This is a genomic window from Bremerella volcania (assembly GCF_007748115.1).
In the GTDB taxonomy this organism is placed as follows: domain Bacteria; phylum Planctomycetota; class Planctomycetia; order Pirellulales; family Pirellulaceae; genus Bremerella; species Bremerella volcania.
In genome coordinates, this window is sequence record NZ_CP036289.1 from 4,871,869 (window position 1) to 4,892,990 (window position 21,122).

Below are 21,122 nucleotides of genomic sequence, written 5' to 3' on the forward strand. Positions count from 1 at the left end.
TCAATTATGCCGCTGCGTACAAAAGAGTCTGAAGCTGAATCACTGCCTGACGAAGTTGCTCAACACCGCCGAAGCGGCTGGCGATTTCGATCACGTTGCCGTGGGCGCTGATGGGTGGAATCTCCAGGACGTCGGGGATGACGAATTGGGCGGTGCCGTGCTCGGTGTACTTGTCGAGCAACTCATCGAGGATCTCCTTCGCGTCCGGTCCGAACTGGTCGAAGAAATCGGTGCGGTCGGTGCGCAGCCGTTGGGCTCGTTCGCGCCGGGTGCGCAGCGGCGCGTTGAACGCCAAGTGACAGATCAGGTCGAGCGGGTCGGCGTCGGGCTGATTCGCTGTCTCGGCCAGGTGGTCGAAGTCGATGCCACGGTCTTCGAGCCGCTCGATGATGTCGCTGCGTTTCTCCGGGTCGGCCCATTCGTCCCGCAACTCGGCGGCGTTGCGAAAGAGCGTGCGGACCTTGTCCGCGGTGTAATCGGTGAATTGAATGACACGCAACTGGTTACCATCTGGATCGAGTTCGTACACAAGGTGGGCCGCAATCTCGACTTGCCCACCGTCGAAGTAGAACTTGCGACGTGGGTCGTCGGGACCGTCGGGCGGCAGCGGCTCGGGACCGTCATCGTCCTCCTCTGATTCCTCCTCCGGTGTGACCACCGTTTCTTCCTCGACGGGCTCGCCGTCCTCGTCGATGGTCTGTTCGGTTTCAATGGTCGGGTCGCCATCGAAGTCGGGGTCCGCAAATAACCGCGTCGCCGAACCGGTATAATCCAAGATGCTGAAAAACAATTTCCCGTAATCGTCGCGAACTCGTGTGCCGCGCCCGATGATCTGCTTGAATTCGGTCATCGAGTTGATGACCCGCAGCAACACAATGTTTTGCACGGTCGGCGCGTCCACGCCGGTGGTCAGGAGCTGTGACGTGGTAAGGATCACCGGCGTGCGCCGCTCCAGGTCCTGAAAGTTGCTGAGGTGACCGCGGCCAATGTCACCCTCGTCCGACGTGACGCGGCAGACGTAATCGGGATTGTCGCGGACGAGATCGGCGTTGAGATTGTTCAGCGACCGCCGCATTTCGTCGGCGTGTTCCTGGTCAACGCAGAACACAATTGTCTTGGCGAACCGATCGGTTCGACGCATGTACTCGGTCAGATGGTGCGCGACAGCTTCGGTCCTGGCCCGCAGAGAAACGATTCGTTCGAATTCGCCGGTGTGGTATTCCCCATCGGGGATCTGACGGCCGTAACGATCCAGATCGCCCTGGCTCGGCCGCCAACCCGCAGCGTCCCAGGTTGTCACGACGCGGTGGACGCGATAAGGAGCGAGAAACCCGTCGTCGATCCCTTGCCGCAGGCTGTACGTGTAAATCGAATCGCCGAAGTAGTCGTAGGTGTCCGCATTGTCTTCGCGGCGTGGCGTCGCGGTCATGCCGATCTGGATTGCGGGCTGGAAGTAATCCAATATCTCCCGCCAGTTGCTGTCATCGCGTGCGCTGCCTCGGTGACATTCGTCCACAACAATCAGATCGAAGAAATCGGGCGCGAACTCACGGTAGAGGCCTGGCCGATTCGCGTCGCGTGCAATCGACTGGTAGATGGCGAAGTACATTTCCCTGCTTTGCACTGCGCGGCCGCCCGCGATCTTCCAACGCGCGTCGCCAAACGGCGCAAAGTCCTTTGCCATCGGATCGTCGACGAGGATGTTGCGGTCGGCGAGGAACAGAATGCGAGGTCGGCGGTGCTCGCCCGTGCGGTTCCAGCGAGAGTTCCAGAGCTTCCAACAGATCTGAAACGCCACGACCGTCTTGCCCGTACCCGTCGCCATCGTGAGTAGGATACGCGGATCGCCCTGCGCCACGGCCTGCACAGCGCGGTTGATGGCGATTTCCTGGTAGTAGCGGGGCGACTTGCCACTCAGATGATACGTGGGCGAAAGCACTCGCTCGGCAGCGTCGGTCGTAAGGGACTGATCCGTCGTGAGTCGCGTCCAAAGCTCCTCGGGCGTTGGGAACGCGGCGATCTCCCTTTCTAAGCCGGTTGTGTAGTCGAACTCGATGATGCCGTGGCCGTTCGTGGCGTAGGCGAACTTGAGGCCGAGGATTTCGGCGTAATCCTTGGCCTGCTGAAGGCCTTCGCCAGGCGTGGCGTAGGTTGGTTTGGCCTCAACTACCGCGATCGCAAAGTCGGGGCGGTAGCGGAGAATGTAGTCGGCCCGCTTTCCAGGTCGCCGGCGACTGCGCCGACCGGCAACGATGATTCGCCCGTCGGTGAATGTCACCTGCTCGTTGATTCGGTACGGATCGTTATCCCACCCAGCGGTTTGGAGTCGCGGGACAACGTATCGTCGGCAAGTATCGGCTTCGTTGGGCATGGCTTCCACCTACGGACGGCCGCATCGAGATAAATCGATACGCCGCGAGGCTGTTCCCGTAAACTAAACACCGCACAATCCAGTGATCTTACATGATCTTCGCTGAGCACGACAGTATTGGGCAGAATCAACAGTCCGAGGTCTGGGTCAATTCCCAAAACTCCTCGAAGAGCGCAAGCTTCGCTTCCTCCTTACTGTCAAACACCTTTCGTGAAAAGTCGCCATCAATGCCGTATCCCCACTTTCCGGGTTGAAACTTATTTGGGAACACGACCAAGTTGAACCCTTCGACGTTCAGGAAGTCATTTCCCTTGGACGAACGACGCCACTTTCGAGACAACCACTTGGCCTTTCGCGCCGCCTTGTTTTTCAGGGCGGTTTCGCGTTGTCGTGGGCCAACGTAGTCGTCCGACATTTTCTCAGCACATATGCAACCGACTTCAAGCTGCTCTGTGTATGCCTCGTGCTGCATGACATGGACAAACCGAATTGGCTCGTTGCCGCACATCTCACACGCTGCGTACATTGTGTCTTCGACGGATTGGCCAGTCGGGCGAAGGTCAATGACGTCTACGCACTGCCATCCTCTATGCGGTACACCTGATTGAGTCCATAAAGTCATGCGCCGATCCTCAACTTAGTCGTCCTCGAACAGTCGTCCTTGCGGGTCGACATCTTCAGCATCGGTACTTTGATTATTCTGCGGAAATAGGAATTCGGACATCGGATCATGCTCGCGGTAGCGGCGCTGAGCCAGTTCGCGCCGCAGCACGGCATAGCAGTAGACGCAACCGTGCGGACACGTATCGTAATCCCCAATGTCTCGCGATGCGAAGCAACCACATTCCTTACGACTTCCTTGTTGTTTCGCAAGAATCTGCTTGCCGCTGATCTCCTCAAGGCGAGCGACATCAATGCAACGCGCATCCTCGGCACCCGGCACGAGGAAGTCTCTTTGTCCGCAGATTGAAAGTTTCATGCCGTTCGCGTTGGCGACCTCAACCAACTTGGCTGCCAATTCACGTTTCGATTCCGCTGGCGGATCTTCCCACTCGAACCCCGCTTCTCGCGAGGAGCGATTCATGTTTGCCAAAGTTTTCTTGTAAAGATGTACGAAAGAAATCACCACCTCGTCAGTCGTCCCTGCCAACTGCGAGGCGAGTGACGCGAAATTCTCCAGGTGAAATTCAACTGGCGTCACAGTTGAAATGACAATGGTGTCATACCGCCAAACACAGGTGCGCGGGCCGTATTTTTCCGCCAAGCTGCGGAAGTGTTCGACAGTTCGATTCGCGTCAACAACTGACGACTCGAGAGATCGCGGATACGAGTTGATCGTGTGCTGAATAACGAACGGGTAGCCGCGGTCGGCGATTTCACTGAGATGGTCGGCGAATGGACCGATATTCTTTGTCCAGAAGATAAACCCATCCACATCTTTCGGATCGAGTGAAACGCGAATCGTCTGATTCCGATTCCACGCATTCACCATTTTGCAGTAGCCCGCGCGCAGGCGGTTCATAAACCATTCGCCGTAAAATGTTGGGATGTCCGTCTTGTAGCTGGCAGAAATGATCATGAATGGCCTATCCCGGTTTCCTTGCCAAGCGACAGGCAATGTTCGTTTTCAGCTTCGGCGGACCGAACTTGTCGAGGTACGGCTGCAAGTCCGACTTGTCTTCGTGGTTCGGCATCTGTTCCCATCCCTCGCTTGAATTGACGACCTCGAGCCCGTGGGCCTTGGCCAGGCCATCAAACCAACCGGTAAACCGACTGTCATTGTTGTCGACATAGAGCAGCAAGGCATTTTCATTCATCTGATCCATCATCGTTGCGAAGTACTCCTCGGCCTTGTCGCGGAGCGCGTAGACCTCAGACATGAAGTAGATCAGCGTGAAAAGGTCTGCCGCGAAGTGCTTCTTGAATGTGCGCCACTTTGCGGGATCGGTTACGTCAAACGGAAAGAAGACCGTGGAAATACGAAAAGACGGTCCGAGTTTGTCGTCGACGTCGCTCCAAGACTCGCCCCATGCAGGATCGCGGTCAAGAATCTGACACTTCAGCTCTGGACGCTTTTCCATTCGAAGGCAGTACTTCAGAACTCCAAGGAAGTCGCTGCCTGGACCGCCGCCGACACATGAGATGGTTACCTTGTCACGGTCGAACAGCTCTTTGAGCCTTCGCGAACTTGACAGCCGCTCATAAACGACGTTCGCGTGGGACGTGGTGTACCTAAAGATGTAGGCAAACCGTCGGGCGGGATCGCTGTAGTCAAGGCAACCTTTTTCGAGGAGATTCTTGTAGCCAGCCGACAGCTGCCGCAGCGCCTCCGAGATCGCCGCGTCTTTGGCTGTGGTGTCGCCCGGAATGGCAGCGTAGGCCTCGTCCAAAACGGTCTTGATAAGTTGGAAGCAATTCATCGCCACTCCGGCATGCTGGTGCGAACACGATCACTAAACAGTAAACAGCCCCTAGATGTTAACTGTTGGGTACGATTAGCACAAGCAGCAAACCACATATCGGCATTGCGTCATGTCGCAATACCTTTTAGCGAAGCGAGTTGCGCCCACAGGCGTCGCTGCTTTCGCCAGTCCGGCACCAGCGCAATTGACTGCAATTGGCGGAGGTGAATCGGGTCGCGGCCGCTCTCCACACGGGGCAGGAAGAGGAGCGCCTCCTGGATGTCAGGGGCCAGCATCCGCAGGTTCATGATCTGCGTGATTCGGGCGCGAGTGACGTGGGCGAGACGAGCTAGTTCGGCGTAGTCGGTGACTTCGCCGGCGCGGATCAGATCGTCGAAACGGATCGCCAGCGCCATGAAACGGGCCACACGCGGAACACGACCGGAATGGAGAGGCGGCGTGGGAGCGTCGCCTTCGCGGACTTCCTTGCGGCTACCACGCCCGCGTCGCTCGAAATGGATCTGTGATTCGATCGTGATGGGCCTGGTCATGCGGCGTCCTCCGTATCGCGCCCAGCGAGTTCGTCGGCCAGGGTCTTGATTCCGCTCGGATGAAACGTAATCGTGACCTTGCCCGTGGTGCCGTCGTAGTCGACCCGTTCGACGAGTAGTTGAACGATGCGAGTCTGTTCGCGCGGCGTGAGCGACTCCCAAACCGGATCGAACACGGCCATCGCCTTAGCGACCTCGCGCTCGTCGACGATGTCGCGGCTTAGTGCGATGACCTGCTCCCGAACCTCGGTCGCCCGTCGTTCCGCGCCGCGAATCCGTTCCTGCAGGTCGGCAAGCCGAGCGGTCGCCGGTGTGTTGCCTTCACCGGGAACGATCTGTTCGAGTAGCTTGCGGATCTCGTCGCTCCAGCGCGACAGTTCGCGTTCCAGGCCACGGCGTTCGGCTTCGAGCGCCGCGACCTGTGACTGGCCCTGATTCCGGGCGTTGGCAACGGTCTCGTGAAGGAGAGCTGGATCGAGGCCAATGCATTTGATCTGCTCGACGACGAACCGCTCGATTTCACCCGCCGGGATAGATTTGGAGGGGCATGAATGCCAGCCACGTTTTTGAGCGGAAGTGCAAACATAGTAGCGATAGCGTTTCGTTCCGTTCTTGGTCGAGTGGCTCGGCGACATCGCGCAGCCGCAGGGGACGCATCGCAGAATGCCTTTGAGCAACGCTCCGAACTTGTTTCGCACGGCGGCTCCGCCAGAACGACCGTTGCGTCCGAGAACCAACTGCACGCGTTGCCAGAGATCGCCGCTGACGATCGCGGCATGCTCGCCTTCGTGGACTTCGTCCTTGTACTTGAGCTTGCCGGTGTAGGTGATATTGGTGAGCAGTTTATGCAGGCTCGTCTTGGTGAAGGTCTTGCCGCCGCGTTCGTGTCCCTTGCGTGTCATCCATAGCTTGTTGACCCAGCCCCGCTTTTCGAGTTCCTGAACCGTTGCGATCAGCGATTGGTGTTCGAGGTACAGTTCGTATATCGTCCGCACGCGAGACGCTTCCTCCTCGTTTACGATGAGCTTCGAGCCGCGAGGGTCGACGTCGTAGCCGAGCAGCGGCATGCCGCCCGACCACTTTCCTTTGCGGCGAGCGGCGGCGATCTTGTCCCGTGTCCGTTCGGAAATGATCTCCCGTTCGAACTGGGCGAAAGACAATAACACGTTGAGCATCAATCGTCCCATCGATGTGGACGTGTTGATGAGTTGCGTTACGCTGACGAACGATACCTGGTGCTTGTCGAACGTCTCGACCATCTTTGCGAAGTCGAGGAGGGAACGGCTGAGGCGGTCGACCTTGTAAACCACGACGCAGTCGATCTTGCCCGCCTCGATATCCGCCAGCAGGCGTTTCAGCGCCGGACGTTCCATATTGCCGCCGGAGAACCCGCCGTCGTCGTATTGGTCAGGAAGGCACTCCCAACCTTCGCTCGCCTGCGACTTGATGTAGTTCTCGCCCGACTCGCGTTGGGCATCGAGCGAGTTAAATTCCTGCTCCAACCCCTCTTCCGTTGATTTGCGCGTGTAGATGGCGCAGCGGAGAGCTGCAGTCGGCGGGGATGTTTTGCGAGTTCGATTTGTCATTTGGCCTGCTCCTTTCGAAGTCGGAAGAAGTGGTAGCCATTGCAGTGCTGGCCCGTGATCGCCCTGGCGACCGCGCTGAGCGACTTGTAGACCTCGCCCTCGAACTCGAATCCCTTCGGCAGAACCTTGACCTGGAGCGTTTGCCCCTTGTACTCGCGGGTGATAGTTGTGCCGGGAGGCGGCAATCGATCGTCACCCGTTGTCACCACTGTCGACTTCGTGCGTGACGGGGGCGCTGACGACGCCGGCGTGGCCTTGGGGGGTGACAACCGAACGTCGGCGTCGTTGGCCAACTCAGCGGCACGTTGGCGGGCACGTTGCGAAATGTCGCCCTCGGCCAGCGATTGCAACCGCCAGGCGATTCGCTTGATGAGCCAGGCCTTGTTGCCGGCCCGCGTTTCCTCGCCGAACACTTCGGCGTATCGCCGCCGTAGTTCACGGACAGTCATCCGCTGAAGCGAGGCTACTTCTTTTGCAATGTTGAGTTTCATGCATCTCTCCTTTTCTCGGGGTCTCGAAACCGTTAACCGTTGTGGACACTGAGCACGGTTTCGTCCGAAACCTCAAGGCATGAAGAGGCAGATTCCGCTTGGTTTTCTGAAGGGCCGCGAGTAGCTGTCGCGGTTGCCAATAGCGCACGAGCGGAGAGGCGTAGAACGCCCGCGGCCAGGATGCTGGCCACTTCGGCCCGACGCTCGTCGGCCGTTAGAAAGGAGTCGTCGCTTGGTCGCATGGGTCATCTCCCGTCGGAGTTACCCACAACGACCTTCGCTTGGCGACCGGCGCGTTGTCTGGGAGAACAGATTGGTTAACAGGCTCTATCTGTTAACCTACCCCACTGGTCCGTCTATTGACGAAGTTGGCCAAGCGAGATCACGCGAACCGGTTGTCCGCACGCTACACGATGGCTGCTTTGGTCACTTCTTTTTCAGCAAACTCTGATGCCATTAAGTAGAGAAACTGTTTGGGCTGATCGTTCAAAAAGGCTTCAATAAAGGGGCCGAAGTTGTCAGCCAAGATGCGGTCGAAGTGATGGGGCCGATACCGAACGATCGAGCCGAGATAGTACGTAATGGCATAGATCGAAAGGATTTGTGGCAGCACCTGGGGATGTTCCGCGGGTGGTGCGGCGTACAGGTAATGCTTTCGATACGGTGGTGTACTAAGAACGGTGCGCCACAGAAGGTGCCGAACTGCTGCGACCAAGTTCGGTACTTCGTCGGACGGACGGTGCCCGTAAGTGACGGGGTTGAGTTGCTCAAGGCAAACTAAGGATCGATCGGAAATTGTCTCGTTGTAAGCGACTTCCCGAAATAAACCGCCTATTCGGGAGCGATTCAGCAAGTCCTGATGCGTAATTCCGACGCGTCGGAGGTCATCGGCAAATACGAATAGCCTGAGCCAAATGTGTTTCGGTCCCGGTTCTTGGTAGAACTCAATCTTTTCAACAGAAACGAATCGTTCGGAATCGTCACCACGCGTCCCTTCAACCCAAAGCCGATGGCCCGGAACGATCTGAGGCAACAAAACCGGCAGATCATATCGATGGGGATTTGCGGGCACGGCATTGCCGCTGATCGCCAATAGGAGTTCGTCGAAGTTATTCAAGTTGTTGCCGGCGGGTGGCAGCGGTCCCGCTGGTGCAGTTTGGAACGCATTGAGGTATGCATTGACGAGTTCTCTATCGTTCGGCGGCGGGTCGAGCCTCTCAGCCAATCCATGTTGTGCGTTGTTCACATCATGGCGTTGTTGACACGTCAGGACGAATGCTTTGGCAAGGTTCATGAAGCAATAATACAATAGCAGCGGCTTTGCAGCTTTGACGCCAGATTCAGAGGCTCTATAGAAGTCCTCGCCCTGTTCGAGCAGGGCAAGTGCGGCATTCCTGTGTGCAGCGATGCACCTGCGTTCCGCCGATCGTCGGATTACGGTCCACGCATCCGTTGCAAATACTCGCGTGCCGAGACCGTAGCGGCGCGTGGTTCGTTCCATCGGCCAAAACGAAAACTCAAGCGGACGCTCTTTGATTCGCAGCACTCGTCCTGCGCGTGGCTGGGGTAGCGGCATAAGCAAAGTCCTGGAACTAATTGTCGGTATAGTCTAACGCCTGCATTAGTATGCTGTCTTCCGTCCCGCTTCTGAGCCGTCGAAACCGGCCTGTCAACATACAGTCAAGGCATCGGCGGCCCATCAAGGCGGGTTCGTAGCATGGCGTGGTTCCGCTCCGTCATGACATCGAAGCGGTAAGCCAAATGCCCTGCAAACAGCATCGGATCATCCTTGCTTACTCCAACGAGCATTCGCAGCTCCCGCAAGTCAAGAACATGCAGCATCGCACCTGATTGCTTCGAAGCATCGATGAGTTGCTTCCCAATGCCTTCCCAATCCAAGCCGGGCAGCATTTCCGACACCATCACGACTCCTTGGTGGACGTTCCCAACCGTCGATGGCAGTTCGATCGCGACACCGTCCTTCGTAACAAGCGGGAGTCCCCGCCCCAGATTCCGCATCGCACCAACAAGCTGGTCGATTCCTTTATCAATCTGCTTTTGAACGCTCTTCTCGCGCCGTTCAGTTGAGCGATCCAGGCTGGTGGTGAGCATTGCCGCCACCTTTGATTCAAACAAACACATACCGGCGTCGCAATGTGTCAGAATGTCGGTCAGTTCGCGCAGCTTGCTGGCTTCACACACATGGGGCGAATGAATGATGCGCCCTTCAAACAAGTTCTCTAGCAGATGCCACGTTGACTGCTCCAAGCCTCCGCCTTCATCTGGGTCGTCGAGCCGAAAATCGAGCACATCCGTCATTCCAATTGTCGTCGAGGCTTGGGTCTCGAATCCGGACAGCGTCAACGGAATCGTGACAAACGTCGGCGCGTACTTCGCGGGCACAGCCAACTGAGGGTCGCCGAAACCCTGAACTTCGTCGAGGACGTCTGAAAGCAGAGGAATCCAGGGCCCCGCGTACCGCGAACCTGGTGCATCGATCATTGCGGAAGCCTCATTGCGTTCCGCCGCAGTGAAGTCGCACTCGGCACGGGCGACGGGTCGGCTCAACTCATCGAAGAATATCACGAGCGTCTTTCCCGTCCGCAGAATGTTCTCGATTGCCAGTTGCTCCTCCTCGTGCCGGAGCACGCCGGATAGCATGAGTGGCGCGGCGGGGTCGTCTGCCACCTTTAACGTCGTCGCCAGCACCACGCCTTTCGGCGTTTCAGCCCTCGCGACGGTGAGCGACACCGGGCACGACCGATACGCCGCCTTGATCGTCGAAGCCGCCATCTTTGTGACTAGCGCGTATTCATCGCCTCCATTGATCGGCAACGGCCAGCAACCCGCTGACTCGTACTTCATCTCCTCCCAATTGCGCGACGACGGCATGAACATGATCGTTGGTTTCCATAGACGGTTCCGTTCGGTGGCCGAGGGGAACCGGTTTGTTAACTTTAGGGGGTCTGTTAATCAGAGATTCCGAGAGTTTTGCCCCCAGATTTTGGGACGCGAGGGGAACCGTGGGGGTTTCCTTCGGTCCCTCATTTGAATCTCTCGAAAGAGAGACGACGAGCCCGACGGCGAAGTTCGCGCAAACCCTTGCGGACAAACGCCGTAAACGCAAAACGCCCGGCGGCCGATCTCTCGGCGTCGGGCGTAAACTCTTGTGTCGGTTTGACTCGTAGAAAAACGAAAAGCTCCCCCGGCAGGACTCGAACCTGCGACAAGGCGGTTAACAGCCGCCTGCTCTACCAACTGAGCTACAGGGGATCAGAGGAACAGGTAAGTTTACGTTTTTCCTTTTCCCTTTCAAGGCCACCTACGGTGAAAGTTATCTAGGGGGTGGCAAGAAAGATTTCCGGTGCTATCGAAGAAGACAATTTTCCTGGCCGAAGGTTCTCGTCCTGGGTCAGAGACCTACGTTTACCAGGCTACTTAGAGCGGTTTTTGACCATTTTGACCGAGTTGCCTTTTTCGTTGTACGAGACTTCGGTCATGTAAGCTTTGATCAGCATTACGCCTCGTCCAGAGGGGACGTCCAGGTTTTCGTCCAGCGTTGGATCCGGCACATTATCGGGCTTAAAGCCAGGGCCTTCATCGGTAATGTGGATCATGACGCGTTCTTTTCCTATGCGTATGTCAACTTCAACCGACTTATTCGGATCCTGTTTGTTTCCGTGTTTGATTGCATTGACGATGGCCTCTTCGGCTGCCAAGTGGATACCGAAGCTGTCATGCATGGCCCACTCGGCAAGTTCGAGTTGAGTCAGCAATTCTTTAATGAGACGCTGTCCTTCGGCCGTATCACTAGGAATCGTTTCCTTGTTCGACCAAAGCCAGTTGTTGTCATCGCCCATAACTAAGCGCAATCACGAATGGGAGGAGTGTTACGGGAAAAGCCAGTCAGGAACGCCTTCTTCCTGACTGATGTCTGCTGGCCGCTAGACACCTCGTCGAAAGACGGGTGATAGCACTAGTTTAGCGACAAAATCCCTTAACGGAAAACAGGGACTCCCAATTAGCCACGAAAGGCAGCCAATGCGTCGGGAACGTCGTCCTTAATATCAAACAACTTATTCAGCCGAGTAATGGCAAATACTTCCATAATCTCGGGGCGAATGTTGCTCATCTTTAAATGCCCATCCTGCTGCTTGACTTGCTTGTCGAGGCTAATCAGCTTCCCCAAAGCCGAACTCGAAAGGAATTCGACATGGGAGAAGTTCAGCAAAATGCTGCGCTTCTTATCAACCTCGACAAGGTCGTTAAATTCTTGCCCAATCTCTTGTATTTGGACGTCATCCAGGATCTTACGATCCTTGAACTCGACTACGGCGACGTCCTCCACCTCGGTCACTTTGAGGCGCTTTTGGTCCGACATTGCTTTCAATTCCTTTACCTGAAGACTTCGCAGAATTCTAACGTAACGTGAATCGCGAATACAAAGGAAAAATGAGCATTCTGAGAATCTTACAGGCCACTTCAGCGCCAGAATCGTCTCAAACGCTAAAGCCTATGATAATTTCCACTTAGGCGCTGTCAACGACAAATAGAATTGCCAGATCACCTTCGCTGAGATGTTTTCGATGGCCTAATCGCCTCGTTTCCCTGTAAGCACGGCGTGCTTCATCAACAGAAAATTGCCTCCGCGGTACTCGGTTACCGTCCCGGAAACGACCCAGACCAACTCACCGGTCGAGGTTTCTTGAGCCTGAACGACACGCTCCATCATTCTGTTTTCCAATATCTTCAGGACGGTTTTCTTGTCCTCTTGAACGAAGCTCAGCCGATCTCCGATCCATTCAAAAGTCCCCTCGGAATCGACGATTTCCGCCCCTTCTCGGAGCCGTTTCATCTTTTCCTGAAGCTGTTGAGCCGACTTCATTCGGTCGGTTAACGGTGCCGCGTTTTCTTCAGCGGACGCGGCCCGTTCCGGTGGAGACAGGGCCACCAGGCAGCTCAATACGACGCAAAAGACACTCATCAGGCTCGGTAGGACTTTTTTCACGGCAAATCTCTTGTCATCAACGCCATCCAGCAAAAAACCGCCCAAGTTTAGCTTGAAAATTGCGACGTTGCGTTACGAAATCATCGTGTTGTGAAAAAACGTCTTCGTCGCGTCTAAGCAACCAGCGACCTTTCTTACACCATGACTGCAACCCATTACATTTAAACAACTTACATCTTCAAACCATTCATACCCGATCTGGTTGGCACTCCGGCTGCTGTTGGAAAGGAGGACCTCATCCACTGAAAATTGGCCCAGCTGCAGGCAACCATGTACGACTCCATAACTTCCATCTCGATCGCTCCGATTGTTGTCGCATTTCTGTTTGTCATGGGTAGCTTCTTAACCCTGGCAACCGGGCACGTCTTTGCTCAAGACCTCGATCCTTCGGCCATCGTCGAGCTTACGACGTCAAGTGGACGAACATTCCGGGGTAAGATCTCTCCTAAAAGTGACTTCCATACCGTTCATCTCACGACCAGTCGGGGGTCGATTGAACTAAGCCGTCCTATCTCCTGGACGGCCATCCGTCATCTCACGATCAATGAACTCCCTGCTTCCTTCGAGAAATTGGCAACATTGATCACGCAAGTTCAACGCGTGGAAGGGCACAAGGAAGGTCCGGTCGATGTCATTGCCATCGGCCCGTCGGCAACCGCGCGAGAAAACGAAGTGGCAGTGGAGCAAATGGAAGCCGGTCCCACGACTGCCCCTGTATCGAGTGTTTCGTCTTGGGCGACCTTTAAGAGTTGGGACAGCGATCCGAGCGTTGATGGCCTGGAGGTCACCTTCACCGCAGAGGACTCGCAGGGGCTCCCAACAGCGGCGCGAGGGCACCTGGAGGCGGAGCTCTACGCGTTTCGGAAGGCCTCGTTCTCAAGCGTTCCGCATGGCTTGGGAGCACAGTTCGTAAAGATTGGCAGTTGGCGAATTCCGCTGGATCAAACGTTTCCGCGGTATGACTCACGCGTGGCACGGCTGCCGTACCAGGCAATCTCTCCGGCAACCGATGGCAGCGTTTCGCCACTGGGGACGCTAGTGATCAAGTTGGTCGTTCCTGGCCAGGGAACTTTTTCGGCCAGCCTGGAGGATGTACGCTTGCGACCTTACAGTTCGATCCGCGACGCGAATGTCCTTCGTGGCAATCCGCGATTCTACGGGGATGAGAACCCTCGATACACGCCCTATATCACTCCCTAGTCGATTTCGTACTTGCATTAAGCAAGTGATGGCTTAGGTGACTAGAAGAACGTCCACTGAATTTAAGCATTCTAACGACGTTGTCGGTCAGGCCAGTCGGAATTTGTGGAACGGGGCTGATACCTACTTATCCCTTCAAGCTGGAATCACTCTTCTTGCGATTCCAGACAATAGCAAACCTTGCGGTTGCTTCATGTGGCATTCCAGGAAAAAGTAGGCCGGCCGCACAAGGCGGCCGGCCCGGCTTCCCCGAGACGAACGTGGGACAGAAACGATCATCGTCGAGGTTGCCTTGCCCCTGGGTCCTTTAAGCACATCGATCCAGGTGGTTTCTTAGAAGCCGATTGGGCCGCGAGTGATGCCAATTTGGGGACCTTCTCAGCTCGTAGACTTCCCGCTGGGAAGGTCTCTATTTATGTCAAACGGCATGTAGAACTCAGCTGCTGGGAAATCGGCCCGCTTCCCGTGTAAGCGTGGGGGCGTGCACGTCCCACAAGCAGGTCCGCCAAGTCGGGTGCCCCGCTGTGATCGAAATCCCAGTCTTCGTAGGGGATCATTAGTCGACGCGCGAGAAACTGGAGCGCCGACATCGCCGAGGCCATTTCAACCGGTTGCAATGGGCGTTTCAGATCAATGAACGTACGCAAACGTTCCAGCACAAGATCCACAAAGTGAAACTCGTCTTCGAATCGCCCTACCCCTTCCTGATGGTACGACGCTTGAAGATCTGCGTTGTTTTTCAAGTCCTCGATTCGAGCGCGGACGTAGAGAAACGCCTCGAGCGCTCCGGACTTTTCGCATTCAGGAAATTCGTAAAGTTGTAGTTGATGGGAAAGTGTCTTGAAGGCCCCAAGCTGGGTAAACGAAGGCATTAGCCATCACAGCTTTCTCTGTCCCAATGTTTTATTGGAGAAATCAGTGAACTAACGTTAATATATTCGGATATCGTAAGGATTTAGCTACGAGTGATTAGCTAGTTTAACAAATTTTCGATCAAATAAAGTATCGCTTGTACCGATTCTGAAGGCATCAAAGAACCATTACGATTTCATGAATCCTGTTGTGCGATTGCACGAAAAAATCGTGTTGCCGACAGCGACAAAGATCTCCCCATCTACGTCAAAATTCAGAGCGATGTGGGCGTTAGATTCCTGGCTGCACGCGTGACATCTAGCGCTATCTCAGTAACTCGAACTCGCTAAATACGAAATAATTGCCCGCGACATCATCATCAATCGTGAACTTGGTTCGTTCGTCGTTTGATCTTGGCTCAGATTTCTGAACGTTCGACCTGGTGGTTAACCAGGTTTCGGCATTGCCAGGCTGTGCAGCACCAGCACGGCCCCCATCGAAATGAGTGCCCAGCCTAGCCATTGCGGCGGCTTGATCGTCTTTTTGGCCGAGACGATATTAGAGTCTTCCGCAGCCGCGACGAAGGCGGCTGGTACGTCGCTAGGTTCGGCCTTCTTCGAGCTAAACTGCTTGGAAAGAAACTGACTCGCTTCCTGCGTCAGGGTAACCGAGTCGACCAGGCGAAATTGAACGCCCAAGGCGAGCAGCACAACGCCGATCATGAAATATTGATTGCGATTGATTTCCACGGTTAGCTCCGCTAAATCGCTGAAAACTGGATGCATAAAGGAGTACGGACTGAAAGGTCCGTTAATCCATTCTTCGAGACAATGGTGTCGCCAGCCTAAGCGAATCCTTCAAGTCAAGGATCTTCTCTCCTGTAAGGATTGGTCATGCGGTAGCGAACGTATCGGATATGCCGAGAAGTCGGCGGCGTATGCTGGAAGAGTTGCAATTCCATCGCTTCACCCCTCACATGATTCTGATCCTTAACCTATCCATGTAAGGAACGTCAGGGACACACTCCTGCGTAGGTAATCATGTTCGATATTTAAGCAGAGAATTATGAGCACATCTAATCCTTCACGTGGCCGAGTGCTTGTTTGTGATGATTCGATGTTGATGCGCAAACTTGTCATCGACTCGCTGAGCGAAGACGGCTGGGAACTGGCCGCTGAGGCGCAAAATGGCAAAGAAGCTCTCGAAAAGTACCAAGAGTTGCAACCGGATGTCGTAACTATGGATATCGTCATGCCAGAACATGACGGTATTTTCGGGCTGGAACAAATCATCAACTATGACCCCGATGCCAAAATCGTCATGGTAAGTGCGTTAAATCAAACCTCGCTAGTTGCCGAATCGGTACGAAAAGGGGCTCAAGACTTCATGGTCAAGCCATTTCTGCCAGAGCAACTGCAGGAAACCATGCGACGGCTGGTCGACGCCAATCTACAGACCTAGTTCCCGTCGATCTCAATTCCAGTGGGTAAAAATCGGAAAATCTTATCCACGCTTGTCTTGCGAGCGTGGAAAATACGCGAAGAAAGCGTCGGCAAATGAGGCCGACAGCTGACTTGTGGCGTTGGTGAAACGCCCCAAATCGGCTAGTCTTACGGAATTGCAAGCATCGCAATCATCGCGTGGAATAGATGTATGGCCCCTGGCGTCCATGAGCCCACCATCCGAGAGCACGACGACGAACTGAATAACCTGTCGTCGGTGAGCTTCATTGGATTGGTGTTGACGCAATTCTTCGGTGCCGCGAACGACAACATTTTCCGTTGGTTCGCCATTGGCATCGGTAAAGAACAGCAACCGGAACATGTAGGTACCATCCTGATGGCTGGCACCGCGTGCATGGTTGCTCCTTACCTGATTTTCGCACCCCATGCGGCTTTCTTCGCCGATCGCTACAGTAAACGAAGCGTCATTGTTGCCTGCAAAATCGCAGAAATTGTGATCATGATGCTGGGAATCATGCTTGCCTGGAGCGGTCAGCTTTTCTGGCTGTTCAGCGTGGTCTTCTTTCTCGGCGCACAAAGCGCCATGTATGGGCCGGCCAAGCTAGGTGCGATCCCCGAAATCCTCAAAACGAAGCATATTTCCTCAGCAAATGGGATCATTGGACTTGCCACCGTGGTCGCCACCGCATTGGGAACCGTCGTGGGGAACTTACTTAGTGACTGGACGCACCAGGGAGAAACCAATCTCTGGCTCGCTGGGCTGATCATGGTTGGTTTTGCCGCCGTTGGCATCGTGACCAGCTTGTGGATACAGAACCTGCCAATCAACCAGCCAGACTTGAAGTTCCCCTGGAATCCATTCCGCAGCGTGATCAAGGATCTCAAAGCACTACGCGTTAACAAGGCCATCTTTTACGTGGCTATGGGTAGTGCCTTCTTCTGGACGTTAGCGGCGCTGGCCCAGTTGAATATCGACCAGTTCGCGGCCGAAAGCGGCACGACCACACAGGCCGATGTCGGGCCGCTGCTTGCCGTTCTGGTCGTGGGAACGGCCGTGGGCTGTATCTTGGCAGGCTACTGGTCGCAAGGTCACGTTGAGATGGGGATTCTCCCGCTTGGTGCAACGGGCCTGGCCATCTGCTCGTTTCTTCTATTCCTCTGCCCTTCTCCGATTGTCGGTGCCGATGGGAACTGGAACTTCGTCTTCTTCGTGGCCAGCTTTCTGCTTTTTTTCATGGGGTTATCGGCCGGCCTATTTGAAGTGCCGCTGGCATCTTTCCTGCAGCACCGCGCGCCTGCGGAGAAACGCGGCACGATCCTGGCCGCCACCAACTTTCTAACCTTCGGCGGCATCCTGATTGTCTCGGTGGTGTTCTCGGTCTTGCGAACTCCGGTATACGAGGGGGACGTCAATAACGTCGATCAAGTTGCCGAACTGGAGATCTCGCCTGAGTTCTCGAAGCAAGTCACGCAGAAGTCAGACGAACTAAGAGCCAATATCGTCGCCGGCAAGCCGTACGATTCGCCGCTGGACATCGCCAAGTCGATGACTTCCAATGAAGATGAGCAAACGTACGCGTTCGCTTCACTCTTGATGACGCAGTTGCATCAAGCGTTCACCGATCAGAACCCCATCGATCGTAGCGAAGTGATCGACAAGTACCCCGACTACAAGCAACTGGTCGCGGAGATTTACTTTCAAGCGACCAACTTGCCGCTGTTGAGTTCGCGTCAGATCTTCTTCTTATGTGGTGTCGTGACCATTCCCATTCTGTTTTACATCCTGTACCTGCTTCCGCAGAACTCGCTCCGCTTCCTTGTATGGCTGGCCAGCGAAACGTTCTACCGCATTCGGGTTCATGATCGAGAGAATTTGCCAGCAGAGGGTGGCGCGCTGCTGGTCTCGAATCACGTTTCGTGGCTCGACGGCGTGCTACTGATGCTCACCAGTAGTCGGCCGGTCCGCATGTTGGTGTGGGGTGGGAACTTCAAGAGCGAATGGTTCCGTCGTTTTGTCGAATACCACGGCGCGATCCTTATCGACAAAGGCCCCAAAGGGATCCAGAAGGCGCTGCAAAGAGGCCGGGAAGCCATCGAAAATGGAGAGCTGGTTTGCGTATTCGCCGAGGGGGGCATTACCCGCAGCGGTCAAATCCAAGGCTTCAAGCCAGGACTCTTGAAGATGGTCGAAGGGACTTCCGCTCCGGTCGTACCAGTCTTCATCGACGAACTTTGGGGAAGCATTTTCACCTTCAGCGAAGGCAAGTTCTTCTGGAAAATTCCTCGCAGTTGGCAAACTCCCATCTCCATTCACTTCGGCGAACCCATCGCACCGCCATATGGCATCCACGTCATTCGCCAAGCCGTCCAGCAGTTAGGAGCGATCGCCTTCGAGCGACGAGTTGAGCGTGTGATACCCCCAGCGAAAACACTCCTTCGAGTCTGCAAACGTCGGCTCTTTTTGTCCAAGGTGGCCGACTCGACCGGCGTTGACTTGACCGGCGGCATCTTCCTGACGCGCATCCTGGTACTCCGACGTCTCCTCAAGCGGCACATCCTGAAGTCGCGTAACGAGGAACAATACGTCGGGGTACTGCTTCCTCCGTCGGTCGCCGCGGCCGCGGTCAACGGCGCCTTGGCCCTCGATCGCCGCATCGCGGTGAATTTGAACTACACGACCAGCAACGAAGTGATGAATCACTGCATCCACAAGTGCGGGATCAAGTCGGTGCTGACCAGCCGCCGGTTCATGGAAAAGTTCGAGTGGGACCTCGATTGCAAGATAGTCTACCTTGAGGACCTCAAAGACAAGCCGACCCTCTGGGACAAGGTGAGCTGCGCGTTCACGTCGTTCGTCCTTCCCAGTTGGCTGCTCGATCGCACGTATGGGCTGAATAAGATTCGTCCGGACGACACGCTCACCATCATCTTCACCTCAGGCTCGACTGGAGTTCCCAAGGGGGTACAACTGACCCATGCGAACATCTCGTCCAACGTTCAGGCCATCCAGCAGATGGTACATCTGAATCGCCAGGACGTAATCATCGGGATCCTTCCCTTCTTCCATTCGTTTGGCTACACGGTCACGCTGTGGACACTGTTCGGCATCGATGTGAAGTCGGCGTACCACTTCAGTCCACTGGAACCCAAAGTAATCGGCAATCTGACCAAGAAGCACCGCGGTACGGTCATCTTGGCGACTCCTACGTTCCTTCGCAGCTACCTGCGCCGTGTCGACAAAGACGATTTCGCGACACTGGAAATCGTGGTCGCCGGTGCTGAAAAGCTGCCGGTGGATCTATGCGAATCGTTCGAGCAGAAGTTTGGGGTTCGCCCGGTTGAAGGGTACGGTGCCACCGAGCTTTCGCCGTTGGTTTCCGTGAACATCCCCCCTGCCCGCTCGATCGACAACTTCCAGATCGATCGCAAGGAAGGAACCGTGGGGCGACCGATTCCCAACGTCGCGGCCAAGATCATCGATCTCGACACAGGCGAAGCCAAAGGAGTCAGCGAGCCAGGCATGCTCTACATCACCGGTCCCAATGTCATGAAAGGTTACCTGGATCAACCCACGGAAACGGCCGAGGTTCTCAAGGACGGCTGGTACAAGACAGGCGACGTGGCGCTGATCGACGAAGATGGCTTTTTGAAGATCACCGGCCGGGTAAGCCGCTTCTCGAAGATCGGCGGCGAAATGATCCCTCACGTTCGGATCGAGGAAGCGATCGAGCAGATTCTCGGCCCGCACGAAAGTGAAGAACTGGCAGTCGCGGTAACGGCCGTCGAGCATCCCACCAAGGGGGAACGCATCGTGGTTGTTCACACGCCGCTGCCGCTCACGCCGGAGGATATCTGTCAGCGACTGAAGCAGGCTGGCCTACCCAACCTGTTCATTCCATCCACCGACAGTTTCATGGAAGTGGAGAAGATTCCGATTCTCGGCACCGGTAAGCTCGACCTGCGAGAACTTAAAAATATCGCGATTACACGATTCGCGAACAACGGATCCGCGGCGTCCTCTTCGAACGAGTCGAACTAGCGACGCAGTTCCGCAAAGCGCTTCCGGGGAACCAATCCCAAAGAGTTGGAAGAGGCGTCTTCCATCGCATCCTGAGTGACCACCGGTTCCAGGGGACGCATCGCAAGTTGCTCTGGCTGTTGCGGCAACAGTGCAGGCTCTTGTACAGGGGCAGCCGCAAGCGGAAGCGGTTCTTCGTCAGGCGTCTTCGTAAATTGCTGCTGGATGCCGCGTTCGGCGACAACCTTGCGTTGGTATACCCGCGTCACCACATCGCCAAACTGCTTGCGAATCGTAGGATCGACCTTCTGCAAGCGAGAGACCAGGTTGTGCATCCCGATTACGTTGTCTTCAGCGTTCTGGGAAATCTTCCCGATGAAAGAAGACGTCTCTGCGAAGTTGTAGTCGGCCGTCTTGCCAATCAGCGGATGCAGCGTGCGGGCCAGAAAGTCGGCGCCGCGGCTCTCGAATTTGACGAAGACATCCAGGCGATTCGAAACGAACGACTGCCCCTCGGTCGCTTTGGTATAGCCTGACTGAAGCACCAGCACGCAGTTGGCCAAGATTTTCGTCGGAGCCAGCGGTCCTTCGTAATATCCTTCGGCGAAGAAGATGTTCGTTTCGCCATCGGCATAAACGATATCCACGTTGCTCACAGTGCCGGCGCCATCATTGGCATGAAAAGAAGTTGGGCTTAGCCGCTGGACGTGGACGTTGGTAATTCCCATCAACTCCCAGATGTTGACGACCACTTCGGGATAGCTAACCAGGAATGCGTAGATTTCGGGATCGCAATCGATGACCTGCACAGGCAGTCGTCGAAAGATACTCGGATCCTTTACCACCTCAGAGACGCGATTCTGATCCTGGGGTCGCATCTGCGCGAAAGGAATCTGACGCAATGCATCCTGCTTCTCTTCGCGACTGAAACTGACTAACTCTGCGTCTGACTGCTGCGCGTTTACCGCTGAAACTTGGAGCAATCCGATTACCAGGACTGCTCCTGTCATGTAGGTCCACGAGCGCAAAATCGAACCGAGAAGACAAGTTGGAGTGGCTGTATTTCGGAAAATCGGCATGCAAGCATTCCCCCTAGGCTTCGCGATGGCTGAGATGGCCTTACCCTTAAATCGGTTGAATCGCTATGATCGCCACAATCATTCTCAGATTCCTAAATCGA

19 protein-coding genes and 1 tRNA gene are annotated in these 21,122 nt (G+C 55.4%); 3 read left to right on the forward strand and 17 right to left on the reverse strand.

Features of this window, described 5'->3' with window-relative positions:
- Window positions 1-4: 4 nt before the first annotated feature.
- The 14 genes from hsdR to Pan97_RS19375 all read right to left on the reverse strand — a co-directional run bounded on the left by hsdR (window position 5) and on the right by Pan97_RS19375 (window position 12,409).
- A complete protein-coding gene (gene hsdR / locus Pan97_RS19310; RefSeq protein WP_144975446.1) occupies window positions 5-2,371 on the reverse strand; it encodes an EcoAI/FtnUII family type I restriction enzme subunit R in 2,367 nt (788 codons plus the stop codon).
- 127 nt (window positions 2,372-2,498) lie between these two features.
- Window positions 2,499-2,897, reverse strand: a complete 399-nt coding sequence (locus Pan97_RS19315; RefSeq protein WP_206668904.1) for a hypothetical protein — start codon at window positions 2,895-2,897, stop codon at window positions 2,499-2,501.
- 111 nt (window positions 2,898-3,008) lie between these two features.
- The gene (locus tag Pan97_RS19320) at window positions 3,009-3,950 is read right to left on the reverse strand and encodes a DUF1848 domain-containing protein (protein WP_144975450.1); all 942 of its coding nucleotides are present in this window, start codon (window positions 3,948-3,950) and stop codon (window positions 3,009-3,011) included.
- A gap of 7 nt (window positions 3,951-3,957) precedes the next feature.
- Complete coding sequence (locus tag Pan97_RS19325) at window positions 3,958-4,791, reverse strand: hypothetical protein (RefSeq protein WP_144975452.1); 834 nt, start codon at window positions 4,789-4,791, stop codon at window positions 3,958-3,960.
- 110 nt (window positions 4,792-4,901) lie between these two features.
- Window positions 4,902-5,324 (reverse strand): hypothetical protein, encoded by a 423-nt coding sequence (locus Pan97_RS19330; RefSeq protein ID WP_144975454.1) that lies wholly within the window; start codon window positions 5,322-5,324, stop codon window positions 4,902-4,904.
- On the reverse strand, window positions 5,321-6,910 hold the full coding sequence (locus Pan97_RS19335) for a recombinase family protein (RefSeq protein WP_144975456.1): 1,590 nt from the start codon (window positions 6,908-6,910) through the stop codon (window positions 5,321-5,323). The genes Pan97_RS19330 and Pan97_RS19335 overlap by 4 nt, the downstream gene beginning before the upstream one ends.
- The gene (locus Pan97_RS19340) at window positions 6,907-7,401 is read right to left on the reverse strand and encodes a DUF2924 domain-containing protein (RefSeq protein ID WP_144975458.1); all 495 of its coding nucleotides are present in this window, start codon (window positions 7,399-7,401) and stop codon (window positions 6,907-6,909) included. The genes Pan97_RS19335 and Pan97_RS19340 overlap by 4 nt, the downstream gene beginning before the upstream one ends.
- Window positions 7,402-7,433: 32 nt before the next feature.
- Window positions 7,434-7,643: a hypothetical protein gene (locus Pan97_RS19345; protein WP_144975460.1), complete on the reverse strand. Its 210-nt coding sequence runs from the start codon at window positions 7,641-7,643 to the stop codon at window positions 7,434-7,436.
- A 164-nt stretch (window positions 7,644-7,807) separates the two neighbouring features.
- Window positions 7,808-8,947 (reverse strand): YaaC family protein, encoded by a 1,140-nt coding sequence (locus tag Pan97_RS19350; protein WP_165698861.1) that lies wholly within the window; start codon window positions 8,945-8,947, stop codon window positions 7,808-7,810.
- 134 nt (window positions 8,948-9,081) lie between these two features.
- Complete coding sequence (locus Pan97_RS19355) at window positions 9,082-10,299, reverse strand: hypothetical protein (protein WP_144975464.1); 1,218 nt, start codon at window positions 10,297-10,299, stop codon at window positions 9,082-9,084.
- A gap of 302 nt (window positions 10,300-10,601) precedes the next feature.
- Window positions 10,602-10,674, reverse strand: a tRNA-Asn gene (locus Pan97_RS19360).
- Between the two features lie 161 nt (window positions 10,675-10,835).
- The gene (locus tag Pan97_RS19365; protein ID WP_144975466.1) at window positions 10,836-11,261 is read right to left on the reverse strand and encodes an ATP-binding protein; all 426 of its coding nucleotides are present in this window, start codon (window positions 11,259-11,261) and stop codon (window positions 10,836-10,838) included.
- Between the two features lie 161 nt (window positions 11,262-11,422).
- The gene (locus Pan97_RS19370) at window positions 11,423-11,782 is read right to left on the reverse strand and encodes an STAS domain-containing protein (RefSeq protein WP_144975468.1); all 360 of its coding nucleotides are present in this window, start codon (window positions 11,780-11,782) and stop codon (window positions 11,423-11,425) included.
- A 210-nt stretch (window positions 11,783-11,992) separates the two neighbouring features.
- On the reverse strand, window positions 11,993-12,409 hold the full coding sequence (locus tag Pan97_RS19375; protein ID WP_144975470.1) for a hypothetical protein: 417 nt from the start codon (window positions 12,407-12,409) through the stop codon (window positions 11,993-11,995).
- Between the two features lie 270 nt (window positions 12,410-12,679).
- Between Pan97_RS19375 and Pan97_RS19380 the strand changes: the two genes are divergently transcribed.
- Window positions 12,680-13,609 (forward strand): hypothetical protein, encoded by a 930-nt coding sequence (locus Pan97_RS19380; protein ID WP_144975472.1) that lies wholly within the window; start codon window positions 12,680-12,682, stop codon window positions 13,607-13,609.
- A 413-nt stretch (window positions 13,610-14,022) separates the two neighbouring features.
- Here Pan97_RS19380 and Pan97_RS19385 read toward each other — a convergent pair whose 3' ends face one another.
- Window positions 14,023-14,481 (reverse strand): hypothetical protein, encoded by a 459-nt coding sequence (locus Pan97_RS19385; protein WP_144975474.1) that lies wholly within the window; start codon window positions 14,479-14,481, stop codon window positions 14,023-14,025.
- Between the two features lie 426 nt (window positions 14,482-14,907).
- Entirely contained in the window at window positions 14,908-15,210 is a 303-nt protein-coding gene (locus Pan97_RS19390) for a hypothetical protein (RefSeq protein ID WP_144975476.1), read from the reverse strand.
- A gap of 316 nt (window positions 15,211-15,526) precedes the next feature.
- Between Pan97_RS19390 and Pan97_RS19395 the strand changes: the two genes are divergently transcribed.
- On the forward strand, window positions 15,527-15,922 hold the full coding sequence (locus Pan97_RS19395; protein WP_144975478.1) for a response regulator: 396 nt from the start codon (window positions 15,527-15,529) through the stop codon (window positions 15,920-15,922).
- Between the two features lie 192 nt (window positions 15,923-16,114).
- Entirely contained in the window at window positions 16,115-19,963 is a 3,849-nt protein-coding gene (locus tag Pan97_RS19400) for an MFS transporter (RefSeq protein WP_144975480.1), read from the forward strand.
- On the opposite strand, the gene Pan97_RS19405 is transcribed toward Pan97_RS19400, so the two are convergent.
- Window positions 19,960-20,952, reverse strand: a complete 993-nt coding sequence (locus Pan97_RS19405; RefSeq protein WP_144975483.1) for a hypothetical protein — start codon at window positions 20,950-20,952, stop codon at window positions 19,960-19,962. The two genes, Pan97_RS19400 and Pan97_RS19405, sit on opposite strands and share 4 nt — an antisense overlap.
- Window positions 20,953-21,122: the final 170 nt, after the last annotated feature.